At 68.7% G+C, this 19915-nt stretch carries 19 protein-coding genes; 11 read left to right on the forward strand and 8 right to left on the reverse strand.

What is annotated here, in order from left to right:
- The first annotated feature begins 2 nt into the window (after nt 1-2).
- The 5 genes from G4D77_RS15325 to G4D77_RS15345 are packed head-to-tail and all read left to right on the forward strand — an operon-like array spanning nt 3 to nt 4719.
- Nucleotides 3-1010 carry a TRAP transporter substrate-binding protein gene (locus tag G4D77_RS15325; protein ID WP_154836249.1) on the forward strand — a complete coding sequence of 336 codons (1008 nt, stop codon included), beginning with the start codon at nt 3-5 and terminating at the stop codon, nt 1008-1010.
- On the forward strand, nt 1007-1549 hold the full coding sequence (locus tag G4D77_RS15330) for a TRAP transporter small permease (RefSeq protein WP_016450595.1): 543 nt from the start codon (nt 1007-1009) through the stop codon (nt 1547-1549). The genes G4D77_RS15325 and G4D77_RS15330 overlap by 4 nt, the downstream gene beginning before the upstream one ends.
- A gap of 12 nt (nt 1550-1561) precedes the next feature.
- Nucleotides 1562-2821, forward strand: coding sequence for a TRAP transporter large permease (locus G4D77_RS15335; protein WP_016450596.1), 1260 nt, complete (start codon nt 1562-1564; stop codon nt 2819-2821).
- Between the two features lie 33 nt (nt 2822-2854).
- Entirely contained in the window at nt 2855-3715 is an 861-nt protein-coding gene (locus G4D77_RS15340; RefSeq protein ID WP_154836251.1) for a transketolase, read from the forward strand.
- Complete coding sequence (locus G4D77_RS15345; protein ID WP_047327989.1) at nt 3712-4719, forward strand: transketolase family protein; 1008 nt, start codon at nt 3712-3714, stop codon at nt 4717-4719. The genes G4D77_RS15340 and G4D77_RS15345 overlap by 4 nt, the downstream gene beginning before the upstream one ends.
- A gap of 12 nt (nt 4720-4731) precedes the next feature.
- Here G4D77_RS15345 and G4D77_RS15350 read toward each other — a convergent pair whose 3' ends face one another.
- From G4D77_RS15350 to G4D77_RS15360, 3 genes are all read right to left on the reverse strand, one after another.
- Entirely contained in the window at nt 4732-5412 is a 681-nt protein-coding gene (locus tag G4D77_RS15350) for a winged helix-turn-helix domain-containing protein (protein ID WP_016450599.1), read from the reverse strand.
- Between the two features lie 28 nt (nt 5413-5440).
- Nucleotides 5441-6874 carry a hypothetical protein gene (locus tag G4D77_RS15355; RefSeq protein ID WP_227740863.1) on the reverse strand — a complete coding sequence of 478 codons (1434 nt, stop codon included), beginning with the start codon at nt 6872-6874 and terminating at the stop codon, nt 5441-5443.
- A 113-nt stretch (nt 6875-6987) separates the two neighbouring features.
- The gene (locus tag G4D77_RS15360) at nt 6988-7194 is read right to left on the reverse strand and encodes a hypothetical protein (RefSeq protein ID WP_154836255.1); all 207 of its coding nucleotides are present in this window, start codon (nt 7192-7194) and stop codon (nt 6988-6990) included.
- Between the two features lie 143 nt (nt 7195-7337).
- Here G4D77_RS15360 and G4D77_RS15365 point away from each other — a divergent pair, with 143 nt between their 5' ends.
- Both G4D77_RS15365 and G4D77_RS15370 read left to right on the forward strand, forming a co-directional pair.
- On the forward strand, nt 7338-8387 hold the full coding sequence (locus G4D77_RS15365) for a porin (RefSeq protein ID WP_016450601.1): 1050 nt from the start codon (nt 7338-7340) through the stop codon (nt 8385-8387).
- Nucleotides 8388-8538: 151 nt separating this feature from the next.
- A complete protein-coding gene (locus tag G4D77_RS15370) occupies nt 8539-8865 on the forward strand; it encodes a CzcE family metal-binding protein (RefSeq protein WP_154836257.1) in 327 nt (108 codons plus the stop codon).
- A 117-nt stretch (nt 8866-8982) separates the two neighbouring features.
- Here G4D77_RS15370 and rpe read toward each other — a convergent pair whose 3' ends face one another.
- Nucleotides 8983-9666, reverse strand: coding sequence for a ribulose-phosphate 3-epimerase (rpe, locus tag G4D77_RS15375; protein WP_016450603.1), 684 nt, complete (start codon nt 9664-9666; stop codon nt 8983-8985).
- Between the two features lie 116 nt (nt 9667-9782).
- Here rpe and apaG point away from each other — a divergent pair, with 116 nt between their 5' ends.
- From apaG to G4D77_RS15395, 4 genes are all read left to right on the forward strand, one after another.
- Nucleotides 9783-10190 (forward strand): Co2+/Mg2+ efflux facilitator ApaG/CorD, encoded by a 408-nt coding sequence (gene apaG / locus G4D77_RS15380; RefSeq protein ID WP_016450604.1) that lies wholly within the window; start codon nt 9783-9785, stop codon nt 10188-10190.
- Between the two features lie 52 nt (nt 10191-10242).
- Nucleotides 10243-12210, forward strand: a complete 1968-nt coding sequence (tlpB, locus tag G4D77_RS15385; protein ID WP_061289849.1) for a transporter-like protein TlpB — start codon at nt 10243-10245, stop codon at nt 12208-12210.
- 198 nt (nt 12211-12408) lie between these two features.
- Nucleotides 12409-13671, forward strand: a complete 1263-nt coding sequence (locus G4D77_RS15390) for a cation:proton antiporter (RefSeq protein ID WP_016450606.1) — start codon at nt 12409-12411, stop codon at nt 13669-13671.
- Nucleotides 13661-14785, forward strand: a complete 1125-nt coding sequence (locus tag G4D77_RS15395; RefSeq protein ID WP_013804717.1) for a YbdK family carboxylate-amine ligase — start codon at nt 13661-13663, stop codon at nt 14783-14785. Before G4D77_RS15390 ends, G4D77_RS15395 begins: the two co-directional genes overlap by 11 nt.
- Before the next feature lie 20 nt (nt 14786-14805).
- Here G4D77_RS15395 and G4D77_RS15400 read toward each other — a convergent pair whose 3' ends face one another.
- From G4D77_RS15400 to G4D77_RS15415, 4 genes are all read right to left on the reverse strand, one after another.
- On the reverse strand, nt 14806-16926 hold the full coding sequence (locus tag G4D77_RS15400) for an alpha/beta hydrolase domain-containing protein (RefSeq protein WP_154836259.1): 2121 nt from the start codon (nt 16924-16926) through the stop codon (nt 14806-14808).
- 108 nt (nt 16927-17034) lie between these two features.
- The gene (locus tag G4D77_RS15405; RefSeq protein WP_154836261.1) at nt 17035-18018 is read right to left on the reverse strand and encodes a Bug family tripartite tricarboxylate transporter substrate binding protein; all 984 of its coding nucleotides are present in this window, start codon (nt 18016-18018) and stop codon (nt 17035-17037) included.
- Nucleotides 18019-18066: 48 nt separating this feature from the next.
- Nucleotides 18067-18438 (reverse strand): AtuA-related protein, encoded by a 372-nt coding sequence (locus G4D77_RS15410; protein ID WP_013804720.1) that lies wholly within the window; start codon nt 18436-18438, stop codon nt 18067-18069.
- Nucleotides 18435-19883: an acyclic terpene utilization AtuA family protein gene (locus tag G4D77_RS15415; RefSeq protein ID WP_154836263.1), complete on the reverse strand. Its 1449-nt coding sequence runs from the start codon at nt 19881-19883 to the stop codon at nt 18435-18437. Before G4D77_RS15415 ends, G4D77_RS15410 begins: the two co-directional genes overlap by 4 nt.
- Between the last annotated feature and the right edge of the window lie 32 nt (nt 19884-19915).

Genomic DNA, 19915 nt, shown 5'->3' on the forward strand with positions numbered 1-19915 from the left:
CCATGCAAAGCACGCTTTTCCACCGCGCCGCCCTGGCCGCCTGCGCCCTGCTGCTGCCGGCCCTGGCCTGTGCCCAGGCCGTCAAGCTCACGCTGGGGCACGGCGCCGCGCCCGACAATCCGCGCCACCTGGCCTCGCTGAAGTTCGCCGAACTCGTGAAGGCACGCAGCGCGGGCCGCATCGAGGTGCAGGTCGCCCCCTCGGCCCAGCTGGGCGACGACGCGGCCATGGTCACGGCCCTGCGCACGGGCGCGCTGGACCTGTCGGCCAATTCCCAGGGCGCGGTGGCCGCGGCCGTGCCCGAGTACGCGGCCTATGGCATGCCGTTTCTCTTCGCCACGCCGGCCCGGGCCTTCCAGCTGCTGGACGGGCCGCTGGGCCGGGAGCTGGCCGACAAATCGGCCGCCAAGGGCATGGTGGTGCTGGGCTACTGGGACAACGGCATACGCCACATGACCAACAGCAAGCGGCCCCTGCGCAGCGTGGACGATCTCAAGGGCCTGAAGATGCGCACGCCGCCCGACGCGGTGCTGGTGGACATCATCCAGGCCCTGGGCGCCGAGGCCCAGCAGATCAAGTTCGCCGAGCTGTACGTGGCCCTGCAGCAGGGCGTGGTCGACGGCCAGGAGAACCCGCTGGCCAACTTCCACGCCAGCAAGCTGTACGAGGTGCAAAAGCACCTGGCGCTGACGGGCCACATGTTCCAGATGACGCCGCTGATCATGGGCAAGCGCAGCTGGGACCGGCTGCCGGCCGCCGACCGCACGCTGCTGGCCGAGGCCGCGCAGGAGGCCACGGCCTACCAGCGCCAGCTGTCGCGCGAGGCCGACGACAAGCTGCTGGACGACATCCGCGCCAAGGGCGTGGAGGTGAGCACCATCGACGCGCGGGCCTTCGCCCAGGCCACGGCCAAGGTGCAGGACAAGTGGCTGGCCAGCCCTGCGGGCCCCTATATCGCCAAGGTCGTCAAGGCCGCGGGCGCGCAGTCAAGCGCAGGGAGCCATCCATGAACCTCATCGAACGCCTGGTCACGGGCCTGTGCCGCGCCGTGCTGTGGGCCAGCACCCTGGTGATCTTCGTGATCCTGGTGTGCAACACCGCCCTGCGCTATGCCAGCGGCACCAGCCTGCAGTGGGCCAACGAGGTGCCCGAGCTGCTGTTTCCCTGGCTGGTGATGTCGGGCGTGGTGCTGGCCGCCGCCCATGGCGCCCACATTACCACCAGCTTCCTGGTCGAGGCCCTGCCTGCCCGCGTGCGGCGCGCCACGGCCGTGCTGGGCTGGCTGGCCGTGGCCGCCCTGTACGCCACGCTGGCCTGGTCCACGCTGAACATGCTGGAGATCGTGCATGACGAGCGCAGCCAGATCCTGGGCATTCCCGGCTCGCTGACCTATGGCTGCGTGATGGTGGGCATGGCGCTGCTGGCCCTGCTGGCCCTGCAGTCGGCATGGCGCGCCTGCGTGGCGGGCAGGGACCGGGTATCCGCGCAGGCCGGTGCGGCTGGTGCGTCTGCCGAACCGGCCCGGCCCGTGGCCGGCGCGCACTGGTGAAGGGAGGGTGCCATGTCCTTCATCATGCTTTTCGTCTTCATGGCGGGCGCCGTGATCGCCATGCCCATTGCCCACGCGCTGCTCATGGGCGCCATGGCGGCGGCCGCCACCTCGGACCGCGTGCCGCTGGACCTGCTGGTGCAGCAGATGGTGGCCCAGGTGCAGAGCTTTCCGCTGATCGCCATCCCGTTCTTCATGCTCACCGGCTCGCTGATGATGGGCGGGCGCCTGGGCGAGGCCCTGGTGGGCGTGCTGTCGGCGCTGATAGGGCGCTTTCACGGCGGGCCGGCCCAGGTGGGGGTGATGTCGTCCACGCTGTTCGGCGGGGTGTCGGGCTCGGCCGTGGCCGACGCCTCGGCCATCGGCTCGCTGATGATCCCGTGGCACAGGCGGCTGGGCTATCCGCCCGCGTTCTCGGCGGCCACGCTGGCGGCGGCGGCCACCATCGACATCCTGATCCCGCCGTCGATCCCCATGATCCTGTTCGCGCTCAGCGCCAATGCATCGATTGCGGCGCTGTTCGTGGCGGGCATCGTGCCGGGGCTGCTGATGTGCGCGGGCTTCATGGGCGTGTGCTGGTGGGTGGGCCGCAGGCGCGGCTTTCCGCGCGACACCACGCCCTTCGCCTGGCCCGCCTTCCGGCGCCACCTGCTGTACGCCAGCCCGGCCCTGCTGCTGCCGGTGCTGATCATCGTGTTCCTGCGCTTGGGCATCGCCACGCCCACCGAGGTGGCCGTGCTGTCCACGCTGTATGCGGGCCTGGTGTCGGCAGTGGTGTACCGCGACCTGGGCTGGCGCCGGCTCAACGATGCGGTGGTGCATGCGGGCCTGGCCACGGGCGTGGTGCTGCTGGTGATCATGGCCTCGGCGGCCATCGGCTGGCTGCTGACCTTCGACCGCATGCCCGATGGCATCGTCCAGTGGGTGCAGTCGCATGTGCATTCGGCCTGGCTGGTGATCGTGCTGATGAACCTGCTGATGCTCTTCATCGGCATGTTCATCGACCTGCCGGCCGCCGTGCTGCTGCTCACGCCGGTGTTCGTGCCGCTGGCCCAGAGCATCGGCATGGACATGACCCAGCTCGGAATCATGATGGTCGTGAACCTGGCCCTGGGGCTGTACACGCCGCCCGTGGGCACGACGCTGTTCATCACGAGCTCGCTGGCCCGGGTCAAGGTGGGCCAGACCGTGCGCGAGCTGATTCCCTTCTACCTGGTGGCGCTGGCGGTGCTGGCGCTGGTGTCCTATGTGCCGGCCAGCATCCTGCGCTGAGCCGCGCGCCTTTCCATCCCTAGGAGACGATGCATGAACCAAGAACTGCAACAGCGCCTGGCCCGGCTCGCGGCCTGTGCCTGGCGCATACGCCGCCGCGCCCTGCAAATGGGCGAGGTGCAGGGCCAGGGCTACATAGGCCAGGCCCTGGGCTGGGCCGATGTGCTGGCCGTGGCCTATGGCGACGCGCTGCGGCTGCGGCCCGATGAGCCCGGGTGGGAGGGCCGCGACCGCTTCCTGCTCTCGCACGGCCACTACGCCATCGCCTTCTACGCGGCCCTGGCCGAGGCGGGCATCCTGTCCGACGAGGAGCTGCAGACCTATGGCAGCGATGACAGCCGCCTGCCCATGTCGGGCATGGCCAGCTATACGCCAGGCATGGAGATTTCGGGCGGCTCGCTGGGCCAGGGCCTGCCGATCGCCGTGGGCATGGCGCTGGCGCTGCGCCACAAGGGCAGCGATGCCTTTGTCTACAACTCCATGTCCGACGGCGAGCTGGACGAGGGCTCGACCTGGGAGGCCGCGCTGTCCGCCGCCCACCACGGCCTGGGCCGGCTGATCTGCCTGGTGGACGTGAACAACCAGCAGGCCGACGGCCCCTCCACGCGCATGCTGGGCTTCGAGCCGCTGGCCGACAAATGGGCCGCCTTCGGCTGGCATGTGCAGCGCGTGGACGGCAACGACCTGGGCCAGGTGGTGCAGGCCTTCGACGCGGCACGGGCGCTGGCCGAGGACCGGCCCCGCGTCATCCTCTGCGACACGCTGATGGGCAAGGGCGTGCCCTTCCTGGAGCAGCGCGAGAAGAACCATTTCATCCGCGTCGATCCGCCCGAGTGGCAGCAGGCCATCGCCATCCTGGACGCATCGCAACCCCTGGAGCCCGCCCTGCCATGAACATGCCTCTTGCCACCCCCAAGCCCCGGCCGACCACCTCGGCCATGATCGCCTCCATCGCCGCCGAGGGCCAGCGCGTGCAGGCCGCGCCTTTCGGCAAGGCCCTGGTGGAGCTGGCCGCCAGCCGCCCCGACGTGGTCGGCCTGACCGCCGACCTGGCCAAGTACACCGACCTGCACCTGTTCGCCCAGGCCCACCCCGAGCGCTTCTTCCAGATGGGCATGGCCGAGCAGTTGCTGATGGCCGCCGCCGGCGGCATGGCCAAGGAGGGGCTCACGCCGTTTGCCACCACCTATGCCGTCTTCGGCACGCGCCGCGCCTACGACTTCATCCACCAGGTGATTGCCGAGGACAACCTGGACGTCAAGATCTGCTGCGCCCTGCCCGGCCTGACCACGGGCTACGGCCCCAGCCACCAGGCCACGGACGATCTGGCCATGATGCGGGCCGTGCCGGGGCTGACCATCGTCGATCCCTGCGATGCGCTGGACATCACCCAGGCCGTGCCGCAGATCGCGGCGCACCGCGGCCCCGTCTACATGCGGCTGCTGCGCGGCAACGTGCCGCTGGTGCTGGACGAGTACGACTACCGGTTCGAGCTGGGCAAGGCCAAGATGCTGCGCGAGGGCCGCGAGGTGCTCATCATCTGCAGCGGCTTCATGACCATGCGCGCGCTGGAGGCCGCCCAGCTGCTGGCCGCCGACAACGTAGGCGCCGCCGTGCTGCACTGCGCCACCATCAAGCCGCTGGATGTGCAGGCCATCGTGCAGGCCGTGGCCAGCGGGCCGCGCCTGGTGGTGGTGGCGGAGAACCATTCGGTGGTGGGCGGCCTGGGCGAGGCCGTGGCCGGCGCTCTGCTGGAGCGCGATGTGCGGCCCGCGCGCTTTCGGCTGGCGGGCCTGCCCGACGCCTTCCTCGACGCGGGCGCCTTGCCCACGCTGCATGAGCGCTACGGCATCAGCGCCCAGGCGCTGGCGGGGCGCATCCGGCAGTGGCTGGGGTAGGCAAGGCTGCGGTCACGGGGAATCTGTCCGCAGCGCCAGCATATAGCCCATGCCCCGCACCGTGTGCAGCAGCTTGACCGCATAGGGATCGTCGAGCTTGCTGCGCAGCCTGCACACCGCCACGTCCACGGCGTTGTTCAAGGCATCCACGGGCAGGCTCCAGACCTGCTCCACCAATTCGGCGCGCGAGACCACATCGCCCTGGCGCTGCAGCAGCAGCCACAGGACGGCGAACTCCTGCCGGGTCAGGTCCAGCCGGCGACCGGCGCGTTCGACCCGCTTCTTGGACAGGTCCAGCACCAGATCCGCCAAAGTCAGGCGCATGCCCTCCCGCCCGGCGGACCCGCGCATGCGCAGCCTTGCGCGGGCCAGGAACACCGGCAGCCTGATGGGCTTGACCAGGTAGTCATCCGCGCCGTGCTGCAGGCAGAACACCTGGTCCTCCAGGCTGTCGTTTGCGGCAACCACGATGGCGGGGGTGCTTGTGGCCCGGCGCAGGGCCTGCAGGACCTCTCGCCCGCTCAACCCGGGCAGGTCCAGGTCCAGCACCACCAGGCTGTAGGCACGGCTCAGTGCCATGTCGCGGCCCTGCCGGCCGTCATGCGCGACGTCCACGTTAAACCCGTCCTGGCACAGGCCCTGGCACAGGTACTGCGCCGATGGAGGATGGGCGTCCACGATCAGGACTTTCATGCTCGCTCCTTTGACCGCACGGCAAGGCTCAGGCCAGCACCTGCCTGAGCATCTGCTGCTGCCGTCGCGCCCATTTCGTGCCGACGCGGATGGCCTCGCGCTGCCGGGAGGAGGCGGAGGCGAAAAAGACCGTCTCGCTGATCTGCAGCCGGTGGAACAAGCGCCGCAACTGCAGCGAACGTGCCCGCAGCGATCCTTCCGGCACCAGGGATTCCTGGCGCTGCGCCGAGAACAGGAAAGCGGCCTGCTCCAGGCAGCAGCGGGCCTCGGGCGTGGTCGCGGGCACGGCCCGGGGCTCGCACAGCCGTGCCTTCGCCACAAAGGGGTTGTGGCCCACCACCAGGCCCCAGGGCCGCATGGCGGTCAAGGGATCGACCGACAGCGCCTCCTGCTTGGTGAGCCCGAACGCCCGCGCCAGGCGCAGCCGCATGGCCAGCCGCGGCGCATCGGGCCGCACCGCCTCGATGGCCGTGAGCGCCTCCTCGTCGCCCCCGTCCACGGGCAGCAGCAATGAGCGCAGCAGCAGCCCGGCCTGCTCGTCGTCCTTGGCCGCCGCGGCATGGAGCAGGGCCACGCCCTGCTCCATGGATTCGATGCGTGTGGCGTCACGCAGCACCAGCGCACCCAGGCGGCGCTGGGCCTCCGCCAGGCCGTGCCGCGCCGCCTTCTCCAGGCAAAAGCGCGCCAGCGTGGGATTGGCCACCGAACTGCGGTAGTCGGAACACAGGCGAAACAGGTGCAGCCAGGCGACGGCGATGCCGCCATCGGCGGCGCGCAGCAGCAGGGCGGCCGCCTTGCGCAGGTTCTGCGCGTGCACGAGGTTGTCTGGCGCAAGGTGAGCGCAGGACTGGCCGGAAAGCGCCCGCCCCAGCGCATGGCAGGCGCGCAAGTCGCCATCGGCGGCGCAGCGCTCCAGGCTGCTTTCTATCCAGCCCACCGCCAGCCGCCCCAGGCCATGGCCTGCCACCTCCGCCTGGTGAACCAGGTCGGCGATCAGCTGCTGTATGGCGGGACAGGCAGCGGCATGGGGCAGATCGCCCAGCAGCTCCAGCATCTGCACTGCGCGTGGCGACTGGCCCATGGCCATGGCCTGGCGGGCTTCGCTGGCCATGACCTCGGCAATGTCCTGCGGCTGTACGGCGCGCAGGATCTGCAGGACCTGCAGCAGCTCGCCGCAGGTGAGCGCGGATGCGCCGCCTGCCCCGTGGCACGGAAGGGAAGCGCTGCACCGGCCCAGGCATTCCAGCGCCAGATCGAGTTCCCCCCGGATGAGATGCCATGCGGCGAGCTTCTGGCGCCCGACATCCTCGTACTGCGCAGCGATCCTCAAAGGCTCCAGCAGCCCGTGCTCCAGCAACTGCCTCAGCGGCAGATGCTGGGCCATGCAGACCGAGGCCTGGCGCTTGGCCTGGGGCAGTGCGGCCTGCAGGTAGCCGAGCCCCACGGAAATGCTTCTGGGCACGCCCGGCCCCCCTGCCAGATAGGCCTCCCCGAGCTGAAGCCTGGCCCCCGTGTCCCCTCTTCTTGCCAGCATCCTCAGCTTGACATCCTCGCGACGCATTTTCGCCCCCCCGCCTATATTTCAATACCCACCCACAGCCGCATCAGCGATACGACACGGATTATTTTTATTTCACCGGAGTCAATCCCCTGAATGCTATCAATGCCCAACATCCATACACCCGACAGCAAAGTGACATTCAAGACATTTTGAAGAAAGGTAACTGTCATGAATGGCAGCCCCTCCCTTCTGGTGTTGGCGGGGTGGAACAGGTTTTGCACGAAAAGCCTGTGAATGGCTTGCCATGCCCTGCCCATTTCTTTTCAAGACCGACTGCGATCGCCTGCGGATTCTAGTATTTACCACAGCATCCGTTTTGAAAATGGATGCGCATGGAATCCACCATTCAATACAAGGATCAGGCATGAAATTCAATCGCATATTGGCGGCAGCATTGCCCGTCATTTCGCTGGCGGCCAGCGCGCAGTCATCCATCACCCTGTTCGGCATCGTAGACGTCAATGCGCGCTACGTGAGGAACAGCGACCTGCCTGGCAACCTGACCATGAACAACAGCGGCCTGGCCTCCGGGCGGCTGGGATTTCGCGGCGACGAGGATCTGGGCGGCGGACTGAGGGCCGGCTTCTGGCTGGAGTCGGACGTCAATGCCGACACGGGCACGTTCAGCTCCACGGGCAAGTTCTTCCAGCGCCGTTCCACCGTGAGCCTGTCGGGAGGTTTCGGCGAAGTGCGCCTGGGCCGCGACCTTTCGCCGGCTTCGGCACATACCTACAAATACGATCCGTTCGGCGTGATCGGACTGGGCGGTTCCGCCGTGGCAAGCCGCATGCCGGACGGCTTCTCACCGTCCTACTACCGCCGCGACAACGCGATCCAGTACCTCTCGCCCAGCCTCTGGGGCCTGCGTGCGGAATTCATGTACGCCATGGACGAGAACCCATCGAGCAACGTGGGCCGCCACGTGGCAGGCCGGGTTCACTACGAAAACGGTCCATTGAGCCTGTCGCTGTCCTATGGCACGACCGACATCGGCGCCGCCGGCGCCAAGTTCAGGCAGTATGGCGCGGGCGCCTCGTACGACTTCGGTTTCGCCAAGCTCATGGGCCACTTCCAGCGGGAGGACCTGCCTTTCGGCACCTACGGCAGCAGCACCCTGGGCTCCGAGGACCGCTGGCTGCTGGGCATGACGGTTCCCGTGGGCAGCGGCCATCTCCGCGCCTCCTATGTGCGTACCGATTCGCGCAAGGGTCCGGTGGCATTCAATGGCAGCGATGCGAACAAATATGCCATCGGCTATGTGCATGATCTGTCGCGCCGCACGGCCTTGTATGGAACCGTGGCCCGCATATCCAACAAGGGCAATGCGAATTTCGCCCTGTCGGGCGGTGCACCGGGGCTTGCTCCCAAGGGCACGTCAACGGGTGCGGAAGTGGGCATACGCCACAGCTTCTGATTTCCTTTCCGGGATTATTCCCGCCAGCGTTGCAAAACCGCTGGCGGCAGGCCGGGCAATACCCTTTTGCCGCATTTGCCAAACCATTGCCACGGCCTGCTATCCATGTTCCATTTGAATTGAAAATCCCATTTGCGCCAAGGAGCATTTCATGAAAAACATCAATGCCCTGTATATCGCAGGCATTTTTCTTGCCTGCCCAATGGCCCATGCGGACACTTTTACCAACGGTCAATCGCATTACGGCTCACCCGTGCCTGCAGGCTCCTACCGTAGCGTCGATCTGTCGCAGAAGACGCCCATCAACGTCACCTGCGGCGAAACCCTCAATTTCACCAGCAAGGGCAGGACATTCGCGTGGAAGGTCAGCTCCATCCGGCACAGCCATGTGCCGGTGGCGCGCTTTGCGCCGCCCGGTGTCGACACGCAGGGCCGCAGCATCTTCGTCATGCCCGCAGAGCACGAGCGAGGCGGCTGAAGGGGCCGCGTCGCTGCGGCCTGCGCTGCGCAAAATCCAACTCAACGCAACTCGACGCAGCAACGAAAAGGGCCCGCAATTCGCGGGCCCTTTTCGTTGCTGGAGGCAGGCCGAAGCTCAGGCCGCCAGGGCGCCGCGCATGGCGTCGATCACGGCCTTGTAGTCGGGCTTGCCGAAGATGGCGCTGCCCGCCACGAAGGTGTCGGCACCGGCATCGGCCACGCGGCGGATGTTGGTTTCCTTGATGCCGCCGTCCACCTCCAGGCGGATGTCGCGGCCGCTGGCCTCGATGCGCTTGCGCGCGGCCTCGATCTTGCGCAGCGTGCTGTCGATGAAGCTCTGGCCGCCGAAGCCGGGGTTCACGCTCATCAGCAAGATGAGGTCGATGTCGTCGATGACCCAGTCCAGCACGTCCAGCGAGGCGGCCGGGTTGAACACCAGGCCCGGCTTGGCGCCCTGGGCACGGATGTTCTGGATGCTGCGGTGCACGTGGGCCGTGGCATCGGGGTGGAAGCTGATGTAGTCGGCGCCGGCCTTGGCGAAGGCCGTGGCCAGTTCGTCCACGGGCGTGACCATCAGGTGCACGTCGACGGGCACGGGCTGGCCGTCGGGCGTCTTCGCATGGGGCTTCAGGGCCTCGCAGATCATGGGACCGAACGTGAGGTTGGGCACGTAGTGGTTGTCCATCACGTCGAAGTGGATCCAGTCGGCGCCGGAGGCGATCACATTCTTGACCTCGTCACCCAGACGGGCGAAGTCGGCAGACAGGATGGAGGGGGCGATGCGGTAGGTGGGGCTCATGGCCTGCGATTGTCGCAGCTAGCCCATACCGGCACCAGCGACGGCACAAAGCCATGGGCGGCGGCGCGTGGGGACGTTCGCAAGCCGGTACATTGCGGGCAGTTACCATTGCCGCCATGCCCATGAACGAGTTCCAGGTCCAGGTCCGCCCCGCCTTTTTGCCAGAGCAATCCGCTCCAGCGGCAGGCGTGTACGCCTTCTCCTACACGATCACCGTGACCAATACCGGCCAGGTGCCGGGCCAGTTGATCGCGCGCCACTGGATCATCACCAACGAACTGGGCCATGTCGAAGAGGTCAAGGGCCTGGGGGTGATCGGCCGCCAGCCGCTGCTGCAGCCCGGCGAGACCTTCGAGTACACCAGCGGCTGCCAGCTGCGCACGCCCAACGGCAGCATGCAGGGCACCTATCTGTGCATCAGCCACGAGGGCGAAGTCTTCGAGTGCCCCATCCCGCGCTTTCATCTGCAGTCGGGCGCTGGCGGCGACAGCTTTCCAGACCCTGACAACCGCGTGCTGCACTGAGCGCGTTCCTCGGGGGAGGCGCTAGTCTTCCGCCCTGCCGCAAGACCCCTACATGAAGCGAATCACCCAAGACCTGCCCGGCCTTCTGGCCGCACTCGACCCCGAGGCCGACCTCGCGCACCGCCATATCTGGCTGATCCACCTGCTGGAGTGGGTGCGCGCGCCCAAGCCGTCGGTGGACGGCGCGGTGCAGCGCGTGCAGTTGCTGGTGGAGGCCGTGGAGGCCGATCCGGCCGTGCGCCAGCGCCTGCATGCGTGGTGGCTGCGCTTCATCGATACCGTGGACATCACGGCGCTGCTGGCCGATTTCGGCTTTGCGCCGCGCACCAACATGTTCAGCGAGCTGTCCGAGCGCGTGCGCTACAAGCTGCTGCCCAGCACGCCGGAGACGGTGGATGCCTCCGAGCTGTTCATGCTGGCCATGCCCGACGAATTCGACGCGCGCTGGCTGCACGCGCTGGAGGCGCCGCTGCTCGAACGCATCGCACTGCTGCTGACCGATGGCAGCGAGGGCCAGGGCAGCAGCTTCTGGCAGAACAGCCTGCTGGGCTCCATCACCTATTGCACGGGACAGATCCTGTCCACGGGCTTCTCGCCCGAGCTGCGCCTGCGCATGGACGAGCAGGCGCGCGACGACCAGCCCTTCCACGCCCTGATCCACGATGCGGAAAGCCTGCGCGTGGAGGTGCTGCACGCGCTGCGCACCAACGACCGGCGCGACGCGGCCGAGGCCCGGCTGCGCGAACGGCTGGATGCCTGCCGCGCGGCCGTGACATCGGTGTACGCGCATTTCGAGTCCGAAGGCATTTCGGTGGGCCTGGTGTTTCGCCTGCGCCAGCTGCGCGCGCGCATCCTGCGCGTCAGGCGCCTGCTCGACTGCCTGCTGGCCGACAACCGCGCCACCGAGACGGCCGACCTGCTGGCCAACCTGGTGTCCGTGGGCATCGAGCGGCGCAGCCTGCGCGCCCTGCTGGCCACCAATACCTCGCTGCTGGCCGCCAAGGTGGCCGAGCGCAGCGCCGAGACCGGCGAGCACTACATCACGCGCACAGGCCGCGAGTACCTGTCCATGGTGACCAAGGCCGCCGGCGGCGGCTTCGTGATGGCCTTCACCACGCTGCTCAAGTTCGCGCTCTACGCGCTGGGGCTGTCGGCGTTCTGGGGCGGGCTGGCCGCAGGCATCAACTACTCCATCAGCTTCGTGCTGATCCAGCTGCTGCACTTCACGGTGGCCACCAAGCAGCCGGCCATGACGGCGCCGGCCATGGCCGCCAAGCTCAAGGACCTGCGCGCCAGCGAGGCCATCGAGGAATTCGTGGACGAGGTCGCGCACCTGGTGCGCTCCCAGGTGGCGGCCGTGCTGGGCAACGTGCTGGTGGTGCTGCCCATGGTGCTGCTGCTGTCGCTGGGCTATGCCCAGCTGTTCGGCCACACGCCCATCGACGAGCCGCATGCGATTGCCGTGCTCGATTCGCTGAGCCTGCTGGGCCTGTCGCCGCTGTTCGCTGCCTTCACGGGCGTGCTGCTGTTTGCCAGCAGCCTGATCGCGGGCTGGGCCGAGAACTGGTTCGTGCTGCGCCGCCTGGACTCGGTGATCCGCTACAACCCCGGCATCACGCGCTGGCTGGGCGCCGGGCGCGCGGATCGCTGGGCGCATTTCTGGCGCAAGAACATCTCGGGCTTTGCCGCCAATGTCTCACTGGGCATGATGCTGGGCCTGGTGCCGGCCTTCGCGGCCTTTTTCGGCCTGGGGCTGGAGGTGCGCCACGTCACGCTGTCGGCCGGCCAGATCGGGGCCGCCATGGCCGCCCTGGGCTGGGAGGTTCTGCACTCCGACATGTTCTGGTGGGCGATTGCCCTACTGCCCATCAATGGCGCGTTGAACGTCACTGTCAGCTTTTATCTGGCATTCCGCGTTGCGCTGAGGGCACACAATGTCAGCGGAGTCGACCGCTCGCGCATCTATTCGGCCATCCGCCGCCGTCTGCGCACAGCGCCGCTGAGTTTCTTCCGCCCCTGAGCCTGCGGGACCTCGGGAACCACGCGGAACCCACGTGCTGGCGTGCCCGCCCGGCCTTGCAGCTTGGCAGTCACGCCAGTGGATCGCCAACGAAGTGTCCCCGTGCCAGGCGCACGGGACGCGGGCTTGCCCGCGCCGCAGGGAAGGCCTTGCGGAGCTTCGCTTGCGGGCCACTGGCTCGCGCAAAGGACGTCGCTGATGAATGACATGCTGAGCTTCTGGGAACCGTGGCTGCGGCCTTCGGCCGGGCTGGCCACGGTTCAGTGGTCCCTGCTGCTGGCCGTGGCCACCATGGTCGGCTATGCCTGCCAGCGCCATGCCGCCCTGCCCAAGGTGGTCGGCTACTCGCTGGTCGGCGGCATTGCCGGGTTGATCGGCTTTGGGGCCAACACCACCTGGCCGCTGCAGGGCACGGGGCTGTTCCTGCTGGAGCTGGGCGTGGCCATCGTGCTGTTCGAATGCGGCGGGCGCATCACACTGCGCTGGTTCCGCCACAACCCCATGGTGCTGGTGCAAAGCGTGGCCGAGTCCGCGCTGACCTACGTGCTGGTCTCCCTGGTGCTGGGCTGGCTGGGCATGGCCCCCGAAGTGGCCGGGCCGCTGGCCCTGGTGGCCATGGCGGCCTCGCCCCTGGTGCTGACGCGCGTGGTGGCCGACATGCGTGCCGCAGGCGCCGTGACCGATCGCGGCCTGGTGCTGTCCACCCTGTCCACGCTGTATGCGCTGGCCCTGGGCAGCGCCAAGGCGGGCATGCTGACGCAGCCCAAGGCCGGCTTCGTGGCCTCGATCATGCCGGTGCTGGTGGTGCTGGGCGTCTCGGTGGCCGTGGCCCTGGTGCTGGCCGTGCTGATGCGCCTGGCGCTGCGCTTCATGAGCCCGGCCAGCGAGAACACCTCCATCCTCTTTCTCACCCTGATCTCGGCCAGCGTGCCGCTGACCTCGTACCTGGGCGGCTCGGCGCCGCTGGCGGCGCTGCTGGGAGGCATCCTGCTCAAGCAGTTCAACCCGCGCCCCTGGGCGTGGCCGCGCCAGCTGGGCACGGCGGCCTCGCTGCTGACCATGCTGATGTTCGTGCTGGTCTCCACCGTGGCCGCACAGGCCGACTGGAGCGCGCCGGTGGCCGGCGTGGTGGGCGCCGTGATCCTGGCGCGCCTGGTCGCCAAGACCCTGGGCGTGGCCGTGGGCAATGTGGGCACGGGCGCCAACTGGCGCCAGGCCTTCTGGGTGGGCTGCGCCATGGCGCCCATGTCATCGGTGGCGCTGCTGATCGCCTCGCAGTTCGTGGCCGCCGCGCCCGAGCTGGGCGCGCAGATCGCAGGCGTGGCCCTGCCCACCATTTTGGTGATGGAGGTGCTGGGCGCCGCCCTGGCCACCGTGGCCATCTACCGCTCCGGCGAAAGCTCCCGTCCCTGGAAGCCGCTGAGCCGCTCGAACACCGCAGGAGATGAACGTGAGTCTTGAAGCCTTCAACTCGTCCGAACCGCTGACCCTGGGCGTGGAGCTGGAACTGCAGCTGGTCAACACCCACGACTACGACCTGGCCCCCTACGCCGAGGACATGCTGCGCCTCATGCTCAAGAACCCGCTGCCCGGCAGCGTGGTGCCCGAGATGACGAACAGCATGATCGAGATCTCCACCAGCGTCTGCCATTCGGCCTCGGAGGTGCTGGGCCAGCTCAGCCAGATCCGCGATGCCCTGGTCAAAAGCGCCGACAAGCTCAACATCGCCGTGGTGGGCGGCGGCACCCACCCCTTCCAGCAGTGGCATGAGCGGCGCATCTACGACAAGCCGCGCTTCCAGGAGCTGTCGCAGCTGTATGGCTACCTGTCCAAGCAGTTCACCATCTTCGGCCAGCACGTGCACATCGGCTGCCCCGACGCCGATGCGGCCCTGCTGATGCTGCACCGCATGTCGCGCTACATCCCGCACTTCATTGCGCTGTCGGCCTCCAGCCCCTACGTGCAGGGCCACGACACGGCCTTCGACTCGGCGCGGCTGAACTCGGTGTTCGCCTTTCCGCTGTCGGGCCGCGCGCCCTGCGTGCTGCACTGGAGCGAGTTCGAGCAGTACTTCGACAAGATGACGCGCACGGGCGTGGTCAAGAGCATGAAGGACTTCTACTGGGACATCCGGCCCAAGCCGGAGTTCGGCACCATCGAGATCCGCGTGTTCGACACGCCGCTGACCATCGAGCGCGCAGCCGCCCTGTCCGGCTATGTGCAGGCGCTGGCCGCCTGGTTCATGGACACCCAGCCCTTCACGCCCGTGGAGGACGACTACCTGGTCTACACCTACAACCGCTTCCAGGCCTGCCGCTTCGGCCTGGAGGCCGTGTACGTGGACCCGGCCACGGGCGAGCACATGCCGCTGGCCGACCACATCCTCAAGACCATGGATGCCGTGGCCGACTACGCGGCCCGCCATGGCGCCGCGCCCGCCCTGCACCTGCTGCGCAGCGACGTGGCCGCCGGCAGCAACGATGCCCGCTGGCTGCGCGAACGCCAGCGCAGCGAGCAGTTGCTGGCCGAGGTCTCGCGCCAGGCGGCCATGCGCTTTCGCGGCCAGGCCGTCTGAGGCCTGCGTTCAGCGCAGGCTCAAGGCAGCACCGCCGCCCCACGCGCGGCGGTGATCTGCGCGTCGGCGTCGCGCTGCAGCAGCAGGCGCTGGCGCACCAGGTCCTGGGCCGCAGCCGTGACGGCGCTCACGTAGCCGGCCTGGTCGACATACAGCTCCTCCAGTGAAGGCCGCCCGTCACCGGCCGCCAGCCGCGCCGCGCGCGTCTTGTGGAAGGGGATGAAGCTGCCCGTGAGGTTGGACAGGTCCACGATGCCCGGCGTGGCCACGTAGTTGAACTCCATGCTGGTGCCCAGCGGTGCCCGCGCCTCCACGCTGCGGATGCCTGCGCGCGTGAGGCCGGTGGCCGCATCGACCTGGGGCACGAGGATGGCGTAGTCCTTGCCCGTGGCGCGCGGCGGCTGCAGCGTGGCGATGCCGCTTTCGTCCTGCGGCACGTACTGCGGGCCGAAGTCGAGCAGCGCAAAGCCGTTGTGGCGCGCCAGGTAGCGGAAATCGGGGATGGCGGTCTGCACGCCGCCCACGCTCCAGCTCAGGCCCTTCATGGCGGGAAAGACCAGCTTGTCGGGCCGCACCAGGGTGCCGTCGGCCAGCCTGGGCACCTGGCTGGCCGGCGGCTCGGTGCCGCGCACCACCCAGTCCTCCAGCGCGATGAACAGCGCGCGGAAGGTGTCGTTGAAGTGCACCACGGTGCCGGCCGGATAGACATTGCGCGTGGGCGCATAGCCGATGCTGGCCGTGCCGCCTGCGCCGCCGTGCTGCGTGCTGGCGTAGTAGTAGATGCGCGCATTGGCGGGCTGGGCGATGTCGCGCAGGCCGTTGGCATCGGTCAGCACGGGCGAGCCCTGCAGCTGCCAGAACTCCGTGCCCGAAAGGCCCAGGAAGAACTTGGGGCAGGTGTTGCTGGCTTCGCAGCGCTTCATCACTCCGCCCTGGCGGCCGCTGACCTCATCGCTGTAGTCCTTGTCCAGGCCGCGCGGCGCGGTCTGGCCGAAGGCCGTGTGGTCGGTGCGCAGGCCGCCGCCGCCGCCGGGCACGGCAAAGCGCGTGTTGATGTTGGTCTGGCGCGCGGCCACGTGGGCATACATGCCGTCGAAGACCTTGCCGCCATCGAGCGCCTGGTTGAAGCCCAGGTGCAGGAAAGTCTTCATGGCATTGCCCGACTGCGAGGTGCCCTGGCCGATGGTGTGCGTGATGCGCCCGGCCAGCGGATTGGCCTTGCCGTCGGCATCGGCCGCCTTGGCGCGGAAGAAGCTCACCGTATCGCGCAGCGCCGCCAGGCCCACGCCCATGACCTTGGGGTCCTTGGCCACATAGACCAGCTCGTAGAGGTACTGCGGATCGAACCCGCCCTTCAGGCAGACATTGGTGGCGCTGGGTGTGCCGGGGAAGGGATTGGCGGCGGCATCGCAGCTGGCGAACTTCCAGTCGCCCGCAGGCACGGTCTGGCGCGCATCGGTTTCGTTGATGCGGCGCGTGAGCGAGTAGCCGGCCTGCGTGTTGTCCAGGCTGGCGGGCTCGTAGGGGATCATGGTCCCGTTGAACACGCCGCCGGGCAGGGTCATGGAGGGCACGGCGGCGGCCGGGACCAGCTCGGTGCGGTAGCTCCCCGTGATGCTGCTGCCGTCCTTGTTGCGGGCCACGGGCACGGTGACCGTCAGGCGCGCTGGCGTGGACTTGGGCACATCGCCCTGCCAGGCCGAGTACAGCAGCACATAGCCGCGCTCCAGGTAGACCGCATCGCCGGGCGTGGCCGTGGGGTTGGGCATGGTCAGGATGTTGCCGCGGTTGGGCGCGTCATAGCGCAGCACGCCGCTGGCCTTGGACATGTCCTTGGGCTTGAGCATGACGAAGTCGGTGCTGTACTCGACCATGCCGCGCGCATTGACGGGCGCCAGCGCCAGGTCCTGGATCACGGCGTTCTTCGGGTCGGCCGGGTCCAGCTCGCCGCGCAGCACGCCGGTGACTTTTTCGTAGGCGCCGACACTGCCGTAGCTGCCGGCAAAGTCCTCGGTGGCGCTGATGCTCAGCTGCATGCGCGGCGCCTGCGAACCGGCGGGCGAGTCACTGCCGCCGCAGGCGGTCAGCAGCCCGGATGCGGCCAGGGCAAGGGCCAGTGGATGGGTGGATCTGATGTGCATGTTGTCTCCTTGGGGTCATGGCACAGGCAAGGCTGCGCCCTGGCCGCCGTGCATTGCGGCGGCCTAGGACGGTTCGGAAAAAAAGGGAACGGGAGAGCGGGGAGCGGCCTACTCGGGCTGGATGCCGGCGGCCTTGATCACCTGGCCCCACTTCTGGGTCTCGGCGGCCTGGAAGGCGGCCAGTTCCTGCGGTGTGGCCGTCCAGCCCTGGGAGCCGGACATGTCGAAGAAGGACTTGGCGCCCGCGCTGTGCACGGCGTCGGACAGAAGGCGGTTCAGGCGGGCCACCACGGCCTCGGGCGTGCCGGCCGGCGCATAGGCGGCGAACCAGTAGCCCATGTCATAGCCCTTGACGCCGGCTTCCTCCAGCGTGGGCACCTCGGGCAGCTGCGGGCTGCGCTGGGTGGTGGAGTAGCCCAGGGCGCGCAGCTTGCCCGACTTGACCTGGGGCACGCCGGTGGAGGTGTCGGTGATCATCAGGTCGATCTGGCCGCCCAGCAGGTCGGTGATGGCCAGCGGATTGCTCTTGTAGGGCACGTGCATCAGGTCCACGCCGGCCAGCTGCTTGAGCATTTCACCGGCCACGCGGCTGGAGGAGCTGCCGCTGCCGAACGACAGCTTGCCCGGCTGCTTCTTCGCCGCCGCCAGCAGATCGCCCACGTTCCTGTACGGCGCATCGGCGCGCACCACCAGCACCTGGCCGCCCTTGCCCAGCCCGGCCACGGGCGCGAAGTCCTTGACCGCGTCATAGGGCAGCTTCTTGTACAGATGCTGGTTGGCCGCATGCGTGGTGTTGGTGGTGATCAGCACCGTGTAGCCATCGGCCGCCGAGCGCGCCACCTGCTGGGCCGCGATCATGCCGCTGGCGCCGCCCTTGTTCTCGACCACCACGGCCTGCTTGGTCGCCGTGGTCACGGCCTGGCCCAGCGCCCGTGCCAGCTGGTCGGTGGCGCTGCCGGCCGCAAACGGCACGACGAAGGTGATGGGCTTGGACGGATAGTCCTGTGCCAGGGCCGGTGCGGCGGCGGCTGCCAGCGCGCAGGCGGCCAGCGCGAGCACATGGCGGCGGGGGAAGTTGTGCGAAAAGTGCATGTCTGTCTCCTTTGTTGTGATGAATGTGTGACGGGCGGGTGCTGCCGGCTACTCCGGCGCCAGGTGGGGCAGCAGCGAAGCCGGTATGTGGACCTGCATCTGCAGCAGCCAGTACGACAGGGCCTTGCCGTGGCTGTCGAGGTTGAGCGCATCGTTGACGCCGCCGTCCAGCACCGCGTCCAGCACCCAGTTCATGGCCTGCAGGCGCTGCAGCACGAAGCGCTGCACGCGCGCCGGGCGCCGGGCGGCGAAGTGCGCGGCCACGCGCTCTTCGGTGATCTGCTCCACCAGCACGGGCCAGCAGGCGGCATTCCAGGCGATGAGGCTGATGTTGGAGCGGTTGCCCTTGTCCCCCGTGCGCCCGTGCGCCAGGCGGTACAGCGGCACGGTGACGGGCATCGTGGTTGGCAGTGTGTTCATGCGGCGTGCTCCCCGGCTTCTTTCTCGACCCCTTTGTCGACCCCTTTATCGATCTCTCCCTCGGCCCACTTCCACCCGGTGGCGATGCTCTGCTGCGCCAGCAGGCAGGACACCGTGCCCAGCCGCGCGCGCAGCGCCGTGCGCACGCCGCCGCCGCCGGCCGGCCCGCAGGTGTACAGCGCATTGACCTCGCGCGGCAGGCGCCGCGCCTGGGCCTGCGTGGGGCGCAGCCAGGCGGCGCGCAGGCGCACGTCCTGGGGGGCGGCTGCGCCGGCCGGCTGCGCGTCGCGCCAGCGGCCGGCGTCGTCGCCCAGCACGCTGGCCACGCCGATCCAGTCCAGGCGCAGGTCGCCGGCGGCCTCGCCGCCCAGGCGCTCGCGCAGCACCTCGCCAGCCAGCCGGGCGCGCTCCAGGGCGCGCGGGCCGGCATAGGAGATCTCGCCCTCGGCCAGCCAGCCCGAGGCATGGCAGACATTGACCTTATAGTGGCCGTTGTGCGCATGGCCGCGCACGCCGCTCAGGCGCACGGCGTCAGGCCCCACCTGGTGCACCTCGGCCTCGGACAGGTCGGCCACCACGTCGGGCGTCAGGTAGGCGGCCGGGTCGTGCACCTCGTACAGCAGCTGTTCCTTGACCGTGCGTTCGCTGACCAGGCCGCCCGTGCCTTCGGGCTTGGTGATGGTGCAGTCGCCCGAGGGCTCGATGATGGCGATGGGATAGCCCAGCCGCGCCAGGCCCTGCACGTCCTTGAAGCCCGGGTCGGCGAAGTAGCCGCCCGTGACCTGCGCGCCGCATTCCAGCAGGTGGCCTGCCATGGTGGCGCGCGCCAGGCGGTCCCAGTCGTCCCAGGCCCAGCCGAAATGCGCCATGGCCGGCCCCAGGGTCAGCGAGGGGTCGGACACGCGGCCGGCCACCACGATCTCGGCGCCGGCCTGCAGGGCCTCGGCAATCGCGCGGGCACCGATGTAGGCGTTGGCACTGACCAGCGAATCCTCGGGAAACTCCGCGCCCAGCGCGGCCCGCAGCGCCCCGCGGTACGCCGGGCCGCTGACATCGTCGCCATGCACCACGGCGATGCGCGGCACGCGCAGGCCCAGGCGCTGCGCCAGCCGCTGGATGCAGCGCGCCGCGCCTTCGGGGTTGGCGGCACCGAAATTGCTGACGATGCGTATGCCATGCGCCAGGCAGTCGGCCAGCACGGGCTCCAGCAGGTCCTCCAGCAGGGGTTCATAGCCCGCGTCGGGCTGCTCGCGCCGCGCGAGCTGGGCCAGCGCCAGCGTGCGCTCGGCCAGGGTCTCGAAGATCAGGCAGGCGCTCTGGCCGCTGGCCGCCAGGGCGCGCACCACGGGCGCGGCGGCATCGGTGCGGTCGCCCGAGAAGCCGGCTGCGCAGCCCACCCACAGCGGGGGCCTGTCCGGGGCAAGAGAGGGTTCCAGGTTGTCCATGAGAGCCAATGTAGGCAGCCGCTGCTAATCTG

The sequence above is a fragment of the Delftia sp. WY8 genome, from assembly GCF_018437695.1.
In the GTDB taxonomy this organism is placed as follows: Bacteria; Pseudomonadota; Gammaproteobacteria; order Burkholderiales; family Burkholderiaceae_C; genus Comamonas; species Comamonas tsuruhatensis.

Coding starts and splice junctions, on each gene's coding strand:
- G4D77_RS15325 (WP_154836249.1), top strand. CDS start 3: ATGCAAAGCACGCTTTTCCACCGCGCCGCCCTGGCCGCCTGCGCCCTG.
- G4D77_RS15330 (WP_016450595.1), top strand. CDS start 1,007: ATGAACCTCATCGAACGCCTGGTCACGGGCCTGTGCCGCGCCGTGCTG.
- G4D77_RS15335 (WP_016450596.1), top strand. CDS start 1,562: ATGTCCTTCATCATGCTTTTCGTCTTCATGGCGGGCGCCGTGATCGCC.
- G4D77_RS15340 (WP_154836251.1), top strand. CDS start 2,855: ATGAACCAAGAACTGCAACAGCGCCTGGCCCGGCTCGCGGCCTGTGCC.
- G4D77_RS15345 (WP_047327989.1), top strand. CDS start 3,712: ATGAACATGCCTCTTGCCACCCCCAAGCCCCGGCCGACCACCTCGGCC.
- G4D77_RS15350 (WP_016450599.1), bottom strand. CDS start 5,412: ATGAAAGTCCTGATCGTGGACGCCCATCCTCCATCGGCGCAGTACCTG.
- G4D77_RS15365 (WP_016450601.1), top strand. CDS start 7,338: ATGAAATTCAATCGCATATTGGCGGCAGCATTGCCCGTCATTTCGCTG.
- G4D77_RS15370 (WP_154836257.1), top strand. CDS start 8,539: ATGAAAAACATCAATGCCCTGTATATCGCAGGCATTTTTCTTGCCTGC.
- rpe (WP_016450603.1), bottom strand. CDS start 9,666: ATGAGCCCCACCTACCGCATCGCCCCCTCCATCCTGTCTGCCGACTTC.
- apaG (WP_016450604.1), top strand. CDS start 9,783: ATGCCCATGAACGAGTTCCAGGTCCAGGTCCGCCCCGCCTTTTTGCCA.
- tlpB (WP_061289849.1), top strand. CDS start 10,243: ATGAAGCGAATCACCCAAGACCTGCCCGGCCTTCTGGCCGCACTCGAC.
- G4D77_RS15390 (WP_016450606.1), top strand. CDS start 12,409: ATGAATGACATGCTGAGCTTCTGGGAACCGTGGCTGCGGCCTTCGGCC.
- G4D77_RS15400 (WP_154836259.1), bottom strand. CDS start 16,926: ATGCACATCAGATCCACCCATCCACTGGCCCTTGCCCTGGCCGCATCC.
- G4D77_RS15405 (WP_154836261.1), bottom strand. CDS start 18,018: ATGCACTTTTCGCACAACTTCCCCCGCCGCCATGTGCTCGCGCTGGCC.
- G4D77_RS15410 (WP_013804720.1), bottom strand. CDS start 18,438: ATGAACACACTGCCAACCACGATGCCCGTCACCGTGCCGCTGTACCGC.
- G4D77_RS15415 (WP_154836263.1), bottom strand. CDS start 19,883: ATGGACAACCTGGAACCCTCTCTTGCCCCGGACAGGCCCCCGCTGTGG.